The following is a 14,503-nucleotide window of genomic DNA, read 5'->3' as shown; positions in this document are numbered from 1 at the left end:
GTAGAAAGATTCTGGGTTATTCAGATGGCCGACGACACCAAGCACCTCGATTACCTGAAGCGGCTGACCGTCGAACTTCGCCACACCCGTCAACGCCTGCGAGAGATAGAGGATCGGAAATCCGAACCCATCGCGGTGGTGGGTGCGGGCTGTCGCTTTCCGGGCGGGGTGGCGTCTCCGGAGGATCTGTGGCGCCTGGTGTCGGACGGTGTCGACGCGATCGGCGACTTCCCGGTCGATCGCGGCTGGGATGTGGACGGCCTCTACGATCCGGACCCCGAGGCGCGCGGGAAGTCGTACACCCGATCGGGTGGATTCCTCTACGACGCGGCGGAATTCGACGCCGAATTCTTCGGGATCGGGCCGCGTGAGGCGTTGGCGATGGACCCGCAGCAGCGACTTCTGCTGGAGACGTCGTGGGAGGCGCTGGAACGCGCCGGTATCGACCCGTCGACGGTGCGGGGCAGCGACACCGGCGTCTTCGCCGGCGCGGCGAACGGAGAGTATGCCGATCTGCTGCACGACGGCCCGGTGGACCTGCGCGGCTACCTGCTGACCGGTACCACCGGCAGCGTCGTCTCCGGCCGCGTGGCCTATGCCCTGGGGCTGGAGGGCCCGGCGGTCTCGGTGGACACCGCGTGTTCCTCGTCGCTGGTCGCGGTGCATCTGGCGGTACAGGCGTTGCGCTCGGGGGAGTGCGCGATGGCGCTGGCGGGCGGTGTGACGGTCATGGGCTCACCCGGAATGTTCGTGGAGTTCTCCCGGCAGCGAGGGCTCGCGCCGGACGGACGGTGCAAGTCGTTCGCGGCGGCCGCGGACGGCACCGGCTGGTCCGAAGGCGCGGGAATGCTGGTGCTGGAACGACTGTCGGATGCGCGACAGCGCGGGCATCGGGTGTGGGCGGTGATCCGGGGCACGGCGATCAATCAGGACGGTGCGTCCAACGGCCTGACCGTGCCGAACGGTCCCGCGCAGCAGCGGGTGATCCGCGCGGCGCTGGCCGATGCGCGACTGTCGCCCGGCGACGTCGACGTGGTGGAGGCACACGGCACCGGCACCGTACTGGGTGACCCGATCGAGGCACAGGCTCTGTTGTCGACCTACGGGCAGGGCCGCGAGCCGGACCGTCCGCTGTGGCTGGGCTCGCTGAAATCCAATATCGGTCACTCGGTGGCCGCGGCGGGTGTGGGCGGCGTACTCAAGATGATCATGTCCATGCGGCACGGCGCGATGCCGCCCACCCTGCACGTCGACGAGCCGACACCCCGCGTGGACTGGTCGGCCGGTGCCGTCGAACTGCTCACCGAGCGCCGGGATTGGCCGGCCGAACCGGACCGGCCCCGCCGGGCCGCGGTGTCCTCGTTCGGTATCAGCGGCACCAACGCGCACGTGATCCTCGAACAGGCGGCCACCGACGAATCCGCCGAGGCCGCTGATGTGGGCCCGGAAAGCGGTGTCGCCGAGGCATTTCCGTGGGTGCTGTCGGCGAAGTCGGAGACCTCGTTGCGGGCACAGGCCGAGCGCCTGCGCGAATTCCTGATCGCCGATCCCGCCCTGTCGGTGGCCGATGTGGCGTATTCCCTGGTCTCGACCCGCGCGGTCTTCGACCATCGCGCCGTGGTGCTGGGAGACGACCACGCCTCGATGCTGCGTCGCCTGGCCACGGTGGCCGCCGGTGAGCCGGGTTCCGGAATCGCCACCGGCGTCGCGGAGCCGGCGCGGGTGGCCGTCATGTTCGCCGGTCAGGGATCGCAGCGGACCGCGATGGGCCAGCAGCTGTATCAGCGATTCCCTGCATTCGCGGAGGTGTTCGACCAAATCTGCGCCCACCTGGATCCGCTGCTCGGATGCTCGTTGCGCGAGGCGATCGACTCCGGAACCGACCTGGACCGGACCTGGCTGACCCAGCCGGCGCTGTTCGCGGTCGAGGTGGCGCTGCATCGGCTCCTCGAAACATGGGGTGTCACACCGGAGGTCGTGTTCGGGCATTCGATCGGTGAGATCGCCGCCGCGCACGTGGCCGGTGTGCTGAACCTGTCCGACGCCTGCGCGCTGGTGGCGGCGCGCGGACGGTTGATGCAGGAATTGCCCTCCGGCGGAGCGATGCTCGCGGTACAGGCCGGTGCTTCCGAGGTCGCCGAACTGCTCGACGGTCTGGACGGCGTGGACGTGGCCGCGGTGAACGGGCCTGCGGCAGTAGTGATCTCGGGCCACGCGGAGCGCGTGGACGAACTCGCCGAGCTCCTGCGAGCGCGTGGGCGGCGCGTCAAACGGTTGCGTGTCGGTCATGCGTTCCACTCCGCACTCATGGAACCGATGCTGGAGCGTTTCGCCGAGGTGGTCGAGACCCTGCGGTTCGACCCGCCGCGAATTCCGGTGATCTCCACGGTGACCGGCGCGATGGCCGATCCCGAGCTGTGGTGCTCGCCGCGATACTGGGTCGATCAGGTGCGCCTGCCCGTCCGGTTCGCCGACGCCGCGGCCGCGGCCTGGGCGCAGGGCGTGGACACCTTCCTCGAGGTGGGGCCGGACGCGGTCCTGTCCGCGGCCGCGGCCGACTGCCTGCCCGAGGGCGCGGCCACGGTGCCCGTACTGCGTGCCGACCGGGACGAACCCGCCGACATCCTGGCCGCCGCGGCACGGCTGTTCGTCCGGGGAGTGCCGGTGCGCTGGAATGAGATCTTCACCGGGCGGAACCCGCGGCAGGTGGAACTGCCGACCTATGCCTTCGACCGCCGGCACTTCTGGCTCGAAACCTCCCGTGGCCCAGCCGGTGTGGGCGCAGCTGCTCCGGTCGGGAATCTCGACGGGATCCCCGAATCGCTCCTGCGCGTCGAGTGGACCGCTGCCGCGCGCTCGACACGCACCGTCGATCCGGAACGCATCGCGGTGGTGGGCTGGAACGCGGCGGACGTGCGGAGTTACCCCGATGCGGCGGCGCTGATCGCCGACCTGGATGCCGCGGCCGAGTCCGCCGTCCCGGACATCGTGTTGTGGAAGTGCCCGACGTTCGAGGGAGCGCCGCCGCTCGCGGCTCGGCGGATCGTCGCCGAGCTGCTCGAGACGGTGCACCTGTGGTTGCGCGATGCGCGGCTCACCGGCTCGCGGCTGGTCGTGGTGACCGACCGTGCCGTCTCCGTCGATGCGTCCGACCCGGTGAATCTCGCGCAGGCGCCGGTGTGGGGTGTGGTGCGGGCCGCGCGGGCCGAGCATCCGGGCCGCTTCCAGCTTCTCGACGTGGATCACGATGTCTGGGAACAGAGCGCGAGAAGAGTTGCGACATACGCCTTTTCGACGGGCGGAGAACCCGAGATCGCGCTGCGGGGCGAAGCTCTGTCGGTTCCGCGGCTGCGTCGCCACGATGCGGCGACGGTGGTCCGGGCGCTCGGATCGGGCACGGTGTTGGTGACCGGTGGGACGGGTGGTCTGGGTGCGTTGCTGGCTCGGCATCTGGTGGTGAATCACGGTGTGACGCATCTTGTTCTGGCGTCGCGTCGGGGTTCGGCTGCGCCTGGTGCCGAGCGGTTGCGTGATGAGCTGGTGGCGTTGGGTGCGCGGGTGCGTGTTGTCGCCTGTGATGTGTCGGATCGTGACGCGTTGTCCGAGTTGGTCGACGGTATTTCGGGTGAGTTTCCGTTGGTGGGTGTGGTGCATGCGGCGGGTGCTGCGGATAACGGTGTGGTGGAGTCGATTACGGCGGAGCGTGTTGATTCGGTGTTCGCGCCGAAGGTGGATGCGGCGTGGTTTCTGCATGAGTTGACGTGTGAGCGGTCGTTGTCGTTGTTCGTGTTGGTGTCGTCGGCTGGTGGTTTGGTGCTGGCGGCGGGTCAGGCGAATTATGCTGCGGCGAACGTGTTTCTGGATGCGTTGGCTGTTCATCGTCGTGCCGCGGGTCTGCCCGCGACCGCCATAGATTTCGGCCTGTGGGAAGCGACCGGCCTGGGCGCACTACTGTCGGACGGGGATGTCGCGCGGATTCGGCGGCAGGGTCTGCCCCCGCTGACCGTGGCCGAGGGGCTGGCGTTGTTCGATCTGGCGATCACCACCGACTCCGCTCAGGTGGTGGCGGCGCGGATCGATACGGCGGCCCTCCGCGACCGCGGCGACGAACTTCCGGCACTACTACGGGACATCGCTCCCTCGTCCGCTCGCGACCGGGCGCCGGCCCGCATCGCGGGTGGAGCTCCGGTGGATGAGCCGGCGGCACTCGACCTCGTTCGATCGGTGACCGCCGAAGTTCTCGGGCACACGTCGGCGGACGAGGTCGATCCGCGGCGCACGTTCCAGCAGTTGGGTGTCGATTCTCTCGGCGGCGTCGAATTGCGCAAGAAGCTCGGTTCCGCGGTCGGCCTGCACCTCCCGGCCACGCTCGTCTTCGACTATCCGACCCCGCATGTCGTGGCCCGATTCCTCGCCGCGGAGCTGACCGGCGTCGTCGGCGTCGACGAGACCGTAGCCGATCGCCCTCGCGCCGGCGACGATCCGATCGCGATCGTGGCGATGAGTTGCCGCTATCCCGGTGGGGTGTCCGCACCCGAGGATCTGTGGCGACTGGTGGCGGACGGCGTCGATACCAACGGCGACCTGCCGGTCGATCGCGGCTGGGATATCGAATCCCTCTACGACCCGGAGCCGGGCACGCCGGGCAAGACATACGCCCGCACCGGCGGATTCCTCTATACGGCAGCCGATTTCGATGCCGAGTTCTTCGGGATCAGTCCCAATGAAGCCAGGGCGATGGATCCGCAGCAACGGTTGCTGCTCGAAACCTCGTGGGAGGCGCTGGAGCGATCGGGTGTCGATATGGCCTCGCTCCGGGGCAGCTCCACCGGGGTGTTCGCCGGAATGTCGTTTCACGACTACCCCGGCAGTGCGAACTCGGGATCCATTGCGTCCGGCCGGGTGTCGTATGTGTTCGGCTTCGAAGGCCCTGCCGTGACAGTCGATACGGCGTGTTCGTCGTCGCTGGTGGCGATGCATCTGGCCGCGCAGTCGTTGCGGTCCGGTGAGTGTGATCTGGCGTTGGCCGGTGGTGTGACGGTGATGGCGACGCCGGAGACGTTCGTGGAGTTCAGTCGTCAGCGCGGGTTGTCGCCCGATGGCCGGTGTAGGTCGTTCGCGGATGCGGCCGATGGTGTTGGCTGGGCTGAGGGTGTGGGTGTGCTCGTGCTGGAACGGCTGTCCGATGCGCAGCGCAACGGCCATCAGGTGCTGGCGCTCATCGCGGGTTCGGCGGTGAATCAGGATGGTGCGTCGAATGGTTTGACGGCGCCGAACGGTCCGTCGCAGCGGCGGGTGATCCGGCAGGCGTTGGCCAATGCGGGTCTGTCTCCGGTGGATGTGGATGCGGTCGAGGCGCACGGTACGGGTACGACGTTGGGTGATCCGATCGAGGCTCAGGCGTTGCTTGCCACCTACGGTCAGGATCGTGCTGCGGATCGGCCGTTGTGGTTGGGGTCGCTCAAGTCGAATATCGGTCATGCCCAGGCTGCTGCCGGTGTGGGTGGTGTGATCAAGATGGTCATGGCCATGCGCCACGGCGTGCTGCCGAAGACGTTGCATGTCGACCGGCCGAGTACGAAGGTCGACTGGTCCCAAGGCAGTATCGAGTTGCTGACCGACCCGGTCGAGTGGCCGGAGGTGGGTCGCCCGCGTCGCGCGGGTGTGTCCTCGTTCGGAATCAGCGGCACCAACGCGCACGTCATTCTCGAACAGGCCCCGGACACCGGTTCGCGACCGGTAACGACGGTGCCGGCCGATGCCGTACTGCCGTGGGTGGTGACTGCGCGCACCGGTGTGGCGCTCGCCGACCAGGCCCGGCGGCTGGCATCACATCTCGCCGCCCGTGAACATGATCCGGCCGACATCGGCTTCTCCTTGGCGACGAGAGCGATGTTCGACCACCGTGCGGTGGTCGTATCGGCCGAGCGCGACGCCCTGCGGGCCGGAATCCGAGCGCTGGGGCGCGGCGAGCCGGGCCCGGGTGTGGTGTCGAGCCGAGCGATGCCGGGGACGACCGGCATGGTGTTCTCGGGGCAGGGGGCGCAGTGGGCCGGGATGGCCGCCGAACTGCACCGTGCCTACCCGGTATTCGCCGAGCACTTCGACGCGATCTTGAGCGAGCTGGAACCGTCTCTGGGACAGCAGGTTTCGCTGTCCGCCGCACTGACGGACGATGACCTGGTCGACCACACGGTATTCGCGCAGGCGGGGTTGTTCGCGTTCGAGGTGGCGCTCTACCGGCTTCTGGAGTCGTGGGGTATGCGTGCGGATGTGGTGGCCGGTCATTCGATCGGTGAGGTCGCCGCCGCGCACATCGCGGGTGTGTTGTCCCTCGAGGATGCCTGTGTGCTGGTGGCCGCGCGCGGGCGTCTGATGCAGGCGTTGCCCGCCGGTGGGGCGATGGTCGCGGTGGGTGCGTCGGAGGCCGACGTATTGCCGCTGCTGGGCGCGGGCGTGTCGATCGCCGCGGTGAACGGCCCCGCGTCGGTGGTGCTGTCCGGCGCCGAAGCCGCTGTCACCGCCGTGCTCGAGGCGAGCGCCGAGCGCGGATGGCGGACGAAACGGCTGCGCGTCTCCCATGCGTTCCATTCGTCGCTGATGGAACCCATGCTCAGCGAATTCGCTTCGGCGATAGCGGCTCTCATGTTCGCGCGTCCCGCCGTCCTACTGGTGTCGACCGTGACCGGTAGGCAGGTCGTGGATGAGATGTGCGATCCGGCGTACTGGGTGGGGCAGGTTCGCGACGCGGTCCGATTCGCCGACGCGGTGACCGCCATGGCGGATATGGGAGTGTCCCGCTTCGCCGAAATCGGGCCGGACGCCGTGCTGTATCCGATGGTCGATCAGACTCTGGACGGACGAGCAGCACCCCACGCCCCGGCCGTGGTGGCGTTGGCGCATCGGGGCCGGGCCGATGCCACGAGCGTGATCGCCGGTGTGGCCGGGCTGTTCGTCACCGGCGCCGAGGTGAACTGGGCCGGGCTCTACGCCGGCACCGGAAGCCGGCGAATCGAGCTGCCCACCTATGCTTTTCAGCATCAGCGGTACTGGGTGAACGCCGGGACCACTGCCGCTGACGGTGGTGCTCGGGCACTGGGATTCGTCGACACCGGACATCCCTTGCTGTCGGCGATGGTGTCGCAGCCCGACTCCGGCGCCGTCACCCTCAGCGGTCGTCTCTCGGTGCCGACCCAGCCGTGGCTGGCCGATCACCGGGTGATGGATACGGTGTTGTTTCCCGGCACCGGATTCGTCGAACTCGCGCGGCACGCCGGCGAGCAGGTCGGCTGCCCTACTCTCGACGAGCTGGTGCTCCGGGCGCCCCTGGCGCTACCCGAGACCGGTGGCGTCGCGATCCGCGTGGCGGTCGGTGAACCGGACGAGACCGGACACCGCGCCGTGCGGATCTTCTCCTGCCCCGACGGGGAGGTCGATTCCGTACCCTCCTGGACGCTGCACGCCGAAGGCGTTGTCGCACAAGCCGGCACGGCGCCTGATTTCGACCTGATCTCCTGGCCCCCGGCGGGCACCACTGCGGTCGACATCGACGGTGTGTACGACGCACTCGATGCCCTGGGCTACCGATACGGGCCCGTATTCCAGGCATTGACCGCGGTCTGGCGCGGCGAGGACGGCGGAATCTACGCCGAGGTGGCGGTGCCGGAATCCGTGCGCGCCGACGCGGCCGGATTCGGGCTGCATCCCGCACTGCTCGATGCGGCGCTGCACGCCGTGCGTTCGGCATCGGATATGCCCACGACGGAAATCGCACTGCCGTTCGAATGGTCGGGCGTCACCGTGTACGCGGGCGGGGGCGATTCGCTGCGGGTCCGGCTCACTCCGGAGGGTGACCACGGCGTCGCGCTGGACCTCGCCGATTCGACGGGTATGCCCGTGGCGTCGGTCCGGCACCTCGCGTCTCGGCCGATCGATCCGGCCCGGCTCACCGCCGGGGGAGCCGCCGGTCGGAATGCGTTGTTCGAGGTCGGGTGGACACCGGTGGCGCTCCCCGATGCCGAGGTGACCACGGCCCGATGGGCAGAGCTGGGCGACGACGTCCCCGGCCTCGTCGTGTGGGACTGCCCGGCCGGTGACGATCCCACCGCCGTCCGTGCGGCGACGCATGAGGCGCTGCACGTCCTCCAGGCGTGGACGACCGACTCCCGCTTCGCCGATTCGGTGCTGGTGGTCCGCACCGGCGGCGCGATATCGGTTGCGGGCGAGGCGATCACGAACCTCGCGGGCGCCGCGGTGGGCGGTCTGGTACGTTCCGCGCAGACCGAACATCCGGGCCGGATCGTCCTGCTCGATACCGACTCCGGCGTGCCGGGCGGGGTGGTGGCCGCGGGCGAACCACAGATCGCCGTCCGCGCCGGACAGGCCTACGCCGGCCGCCTGACCCGAGTCCCACCCACGGCGGCGACTGTCCCGGACGAACCCTTCACCGCCGACGACACCGTTCTGGTCACGGGTGCGAGCGGGTACCTCGGCGGCCTGTTCGCCCGGCACCTGGTCACCGCGCGCGGTGCGCGCCGGCTGCTGCTGCTGAGCCGCCGGGGTGAATCCGCCCCCGGCGCAACGACATTGCGTGCCGAGCTGGAGAACCTCGGGGCCCGAGTCGACTTCGCCGCCTGTGACGCCGCCGACCGCGATGCCCTGGCCGCGGCATTGTCCACGGTTCCGGCCGATCATCCGGTGACCGGCGTCTTCCATCTGGCCGGTGTGCTCGACGACGGTGCGATCGGTTCGCTCACCCCCGACCGGTTGGACGCGGTGCTGCGCCCCAAGGTCGACGCCGCCCTGCAGTTGCACGACCTGACCCGCGACCTCCCGCTGAAGGCGTTCGTCCTGTTCGGTTCGGTGGCAGGACCATTCGGCAATGCCGGGCAGGGGAACTACGCCGCGGCCAACGCCTGCCTGGATGCGCTGGCCGCGCAGCGGCGGGCATCCGGCCGGTGCGGGCAATCCCTCGCCTGGGGTCTGTGGGAGGCCGAGGGCGGTATGGCCGCCGAACTCGATGCCGCCGCACGGCAACGGATAGCTCGCTCCGGTGTGCTGCCGCTGGCGGCCGAACACGGCCTCGCCCTGTTCGATGCCGCCACGCGCATCGATGCCGCGACGCTGGTGCTGGCCCGGTTGGATCTGGATGCGTTGCGCGGTGCGGAAACTGTCCCACCGCTGTTCGCCGACCTGGTCCCGCAGCGACGCACCGCGGCGTCGGGTGCGGCCGCGGCACTGCGTGCCCGCGTGGCCGACACCCCGGACCACGAACGTCCCGCCGTGCTGGTGGAGATCGTGCGCGGGCAGGTGGCAGCGATTCTGGGCCACGCCCACGCGAATGCCGTGGATGTGGACAAGGCGTTCAACGAGCTGGGATTCGACTCGGTCACCGCCGTGGAGTTCCGCAACGTCCTGAAAACCGTCACGGGCCTGCCGCTGCCCGCGACCCTCGTTTTCGACTATCCGACGCCACAGGCACTCGCGGGCCATCTCGTCGAAATGCTCACCGAGAACGACCTGAATGAGCCGGACACATTGCCGGAGAACGAGATTCGGCAGGCACTTCGGACGATCCCGCTCTCCCGGCTCCGGGCGGCGGGGCTGCTGGACGCGCTCCTGGAACTCGCGCGCGACGGTGACACACCGCGTGCTGAAACAGACGACACCGATCGAGGCGTCGTGGACGAGTCCATCGACGAATTGGACATCGACGACCTGATCGACCTGGCCTACAACGGCTCATCAGAGGACTGAGAATGACGAATCCCGATGACAAGACGCAGAAGCTGGCGCAGGCGCTGCGGGTCTCGCTCAAGGAAACCGAGCGATTGCGGGCGCGCAATCGCAAACTCGACGCGGCCCTCCGGGAGCCGATCGCGATCGTCGGAATGGCGTGCCGGTATCCGGGCGGGGTGGATTCGCCGGAGGATCTGTGGCGGCTGGTAGCCGAGGGGGGCGACGCCACCTCGCAGTTCCCGGTGAATCGCGGGTGGGACGTCGAGCGACTCTACGATCGGACCGGGGAAACGCCGGGCAGCACCTACACCCGCGAGGGTGGTTTCCTGCATTCGGCCGGTGAATTCGATCCCGCGTTCTTCGGCATCAGCCCCAACGAGGCCGCGATGATGGATCCGCAGCAGTTCTTGCTGTTGGAGACGTCGTGGGAAGCTCTGGAGCGCTCCGGTGTGGACGCGGGGTCGCTGCGCGGCAGCGCGACCGGCGTCTTCACCGGCATGATGTATCACGACTATCCGGCCAACGCGAATGCGGGATCCATTGCGTCGGGCCGGGTGTCGTATGTGTTCGGCTTCGAGGGCCCGTCGGTCACGGTCGATACGGCGTGTTCGTCGTCGCTGGTCGCGATGCATCTGGCCGCGGGATCGCTGCGGTCCGGGGAATGCGATCTGGCGCTGGCCGGCGGTGTGACGCTGATGGCGACACCGGAGACCTTCGTGGAATTCAGCCGCCAGCGCGGCTTGGCTCCGGACGGCCGGTGCAAGTCGTTCGCGGACGCGGCCGACGGTGTGGGCTGGTCCGAGGGCGTCGGAGTTCTCGTCTTGGAACGCCTTTCCGATGCGCAGCGCAACGGCCATCGAATTCTCGCGGTCATCGCCGGTTCGGCGGTGAATCAGGACGGTGCGTCCAATGGTTTGACGGCGCCCAACGGTCCCTCGCAGCGGCGGGTGATCCGGCAGGCCCTGGCCAATGCGGGGCTGTCGCCGACGGATGTGGATGCGGTCGAAGCGCACGGCACCGGAACGACTTTGGGTGATCCGATCGAGGCCCAGGCGCTGCTCGCCACTTACGGCCAGGGCCGGGACGCCGGCAGTCCCCTCTGGTTGGGGTCGCTCAAGTCCAATATCGGTCACGCTCAAGCCGCTGCGGGTGTGGGTGGTGTGATCAAGATGGTCATGGCGATGCGTCACGGTGTGTTGCCGAGGACTCTGCATGTGGATCGGCCGAGTACGAAGGTCGATTGGGCGCAAGGCAGTATCGAGTTGCTGACCGAGCCGGTGCCGTGGCCGGAGGTGGATCGGCCGCGGCGCGCGGGTGTGTCCTCGTTCGGGATCAGCGGCACCAACGCGCACGTGATCGTCGAACAAGCACCGGCGACCGACACGGTGGCCGAGCCGGCGTCGGGGACCGCACCCGTGGGCGGGTTGCTGCCGTGGGTGATTTCGGCGCGCAGTGGTCCGGCACTCGCGGATCAGGCCACACGCCTGGCGGCCCACATCGGAAATCCGGAATCGGCTGCGGAAGAACAGGATCCGCTCGATGTCGGCTTCTCGCTGGCGTCCACGCGTGCCGTCTTCGAGCATCGTGCCGTCGTGCTGGCCGGCGGCCGCGAGGATCTGCTCGCGGGAGTGCGTGCGCTGGCGGCGGGCGAGTCGGTGTCCGGTGTGGTGTCGGGTCGGGTGGTGCCGGGTTCGACGGGTGTGGTGTTCTCGGGTCAGGGTGCGCAGTGGGCGGGGATGGCTGCCGGGCTGCGCGTGTATCCGGTGTTCGCCGAGCATTTCGACCGCATTGTGGCCGAGTTGGATCCGGCTCTGGGACAGACTGTTTCGCTGGTGGAGGCGTTGGCGGACGAAGATCTGGTCGACCGGACGGTGTTCGCGCAGGCGGGGTTGTTCGCGTTCGAGGTGGCGTTGTATCGGCTGCTCGAGTCGTGGGGGTTCCGTGCGGATGTGGTGGCGGGTCATTCGATCGGTGAGGTTGCCGCCGCCCATATCGCGGGTGTGTTGTCCCTCGAGGACGCGTGTGTGCTGGTGGGAGCGCGTGGTCGCCTGATGCAGGCGCTGCCTGCGGGTGGGGCGATGGTCGCGGTGGGTGCGTCGGAGGCCGACGTATTGCCGCTGCTGAGCGCGGGGGTGTCGATCGCCGCGGTGAACGGTCCGTCCTCGGTGGTGCTGTCCGGTGTCGAAGCCGATGTGCTGGCGGTGGCCGATATGTGCTCCGGTCGTGGTTGGCGGACGAAGCGATTGCGCGTCTCGCACGCGTTCCATTCGGCGTTGATGGAGCCGATGCTCACCGAGTTCGCCTCGGCGATAAGCACTGTGGTGTTCGAGCGGCCGCGCGTGGCTGTGATATCGACGGTGACCGGTACCAGGGTGACCGATGACATGTGCGACCCGTCCTACTGGGTGAATCAGGTTCGGGATTCGGTGCGGTTCGCCGATGCGGTGGCGGCGATGGCGGAGTTGGGGGTGTCCCGTTTCGCCGAGGTCGGGCCGGATGCGGTGCTGGCCCCCATGGTCACCCAGAGCCTCGAGGACACCCGTACCGGTGCACCGGCGGTAGTGGCATTGGCGCGCCGCGACCGTACCGATGCCGCGACAGTGTCGGCCGGTGTCGCCGGGTTGTTCGTCACCGGCGCCGATGTCGACTGGGCCGGTTGGTACACCGGGACCGGAGCTCGGCGCATCGACCTGCCCACCTACGCCTTCCGGCACGAACGCTTCTGGCTCGACGTGCGGCAGGTGCTGGCGCAATCGTGGCTGGGAGCCGAACTGGGCGGGGTCACCGCCGTCGGCCTCGACGCCGTGTCACATCCCCTGCTCGGCGCCGCCGTACCGCATCCGGAATCGGGCGGAGTGAGCTTCACCGGCCGCTGGACGGTGGATTCCGTCGAGTGGCTGGCCGACCACAGCGTATTCGGCGTGGTCCTGCTGCCCGGCACCGGATTCGTCGAACTCGCGGGTCACGTCGGCGGCCTGCTGGGCTGCGATGTGCTGGAAGAACTCGTGCTGCACACGCCGTTGACGCTGCCCGCCCAGGGCGGTGTGTCGGTGCAGGTGGTGGTGGCCGCCGCCGACGACACCGGTCGGCGGCGACTGAGTATCCATTCGCGGCCCTCCACGGACGAACCGTGGGTGATTCATGCCGAAGGCACTCTCGCCACGGGTGGGGTCGTCCCCGATTTCGATCTCCGGTCGTGGCCGCCCAGCGGAGCGCGGCCGCTGGATATCGACGGCGTCTACGACGAACTGCTCGACCTCGGCTACGGCTACGGACCCGCGTTTCGAGGTCTGCGAGCGGCATGGCAGCGCGGGAACGAACTGTTCGCCGAGGTCGCGCTGCCCGACTCCGCGGAGGCCGGAAGCTTCGGCATCCACCCGGCCCTGTTCGACGCCGCACTGCACGTGCGGATCGTGCACGGCCTGCGCAGCGAAGGGGGTACCTCCCCGGCGTTGCCGTTCACCTGGAACAACGTGGCGTTGCATGCGGCCGGGGCCGAGGTGGTGCGCGTCCGGATCGTTGTGGACGGTGAGAAGTTCGGCGTGCGGATCGCCGATGCGCAGGGCGAACCGGTCCTGTCGGTGGCCGCCCTCGTATCCCGCCCGGTGACGGCCCGGCATCTCGACGCGAACCGGGTGTCGCAGGATCTGTTCGGTGTGGAGTGGATCGCGGTTCCGAGTGTGCCGGTGCCCCTCGACCCGAACCGGGTGGCGGTGCTGGGCGCCGGTCGCGATCCGGGGGAGATACGCGGATACCGCGACCTCGAGGCGTTGATCGCCGATCTGGACGCGGCCACGGAACCGGTCGTTCCGCAGATCGTCGTCGTCGAATGTCCTCGGGGCGAGGGCGCGCCGCCGACCGCGGCCCGGCAGGTCGTCACCGGCGTTCTCGACACCGTGCAGCGGTGGCTGAGCGATCCGCGTTTCACCGCGTCACGCTTGGTCGTCGTCACCAGAAACGCTGTGGCCGTGAATGATTCGGAGACGGTGGATCTGGCGCAGGCGCCGGTGTGGGGGCTGGTCCGGGCCGCGCAGGCCGAACATCCGGATCGATTCCACCTGCTCGACCTGGACGACCCGGACGGCTCCGACGAGACTCGCGAGCCATTGGCTGTGGCGTCGCTGTCCGCCGCTGTCCCGGGGGAGCCCGAGGTCGCCGTGCGTGGTGCGGTCGTCACGGTGCCGCGCTTGACCCGTCACCCTGCCGGCGACGCGGTTCGCCTACAGCCGGGCACGGTGTTGGTGACCGGCGGGACGGGTGGTCTGGGTGCGTTGCTGGCTCGGCATCTGGTGGTGAATCACGGTGTGACGCATCTTCTTTTGGCGTCGCGTCGGGGTTCGGCTGCGCCTGGTGCTGGGCGGTTGTGTGAGGAGTTGGAAGAGCTCGGTGCGCGGGTGCGTGTTGTTGCCTGTGATGTGTCGGATCGTGACGCGTTGTCCGAGTTGGTCGACGGTATTTCGGGTGAGTTTCCGTTGGTGGGTGTGGTGCATGCGGCGGGTGCTGCGGATAACGGTGTGGTGGAGTCGATTACGGCGGAGCGTGTTGATTCGGTGTTCGCGCCGAAGGTGGATGCGGCGTGGTTTCTGCATGAGTTGACGTGTGAGCGGTCGTTGTCGTTGTTCGTGTTGGTGTCGTCGGCTGGTGGTTTGGTGCTGGCGGCGGGTCAGGCGAATTATGCTGCGGCGAACGTGTTTCTGGATGCGTTGGCTGTTCATCGTCGTGCCGCGGGTCTGCCCGCGACCGCCATAGATTTCGGCCTGTGGGA

The 14,503-nt window shown here is 68.7% G+C and carries 2 protein-coding genes; both read left to right on the top strand.

Annotation, left to right across the window (positions count from 1 at the left end; translation table 11 throughout):
- Positions 1–24: 24 nt before the first annotated feature.
- Complete coding sequence (locus C8258_RS21380; protein ID WP_106956743.1) at positions 25–9,756, top strand: type I polyketide synthase; 9,732 nt, start codon at positions 25–27, stop codon at positions 9,754–9,756.
- Between the two features lie 2 nt (positions 9,757–9,758).
- A partial coding sequence (locus C8258_RS21375) for a type I polyketide synthase (protein WP_146161300.1) occupies positions 9,759–14,503 on the top strand: 4,745 nt, incomplete at its 3' end.

The organism is Nocardia sp. MDA0666 (assembly GCF_003023875.1).
Taxonomy (GTDB): domain Bacteria; phylum Actinomycetota; class Actinomycetes; order Mycobacteriales; family Mycobacteriaceae; genus Nocardia; species Nocardia aobensis.
The sequence above is the reverse complement of the archived record's forward strand: the minus strand, read 5'-3'. Positions and strand labels throughout refer to the sequence as shown.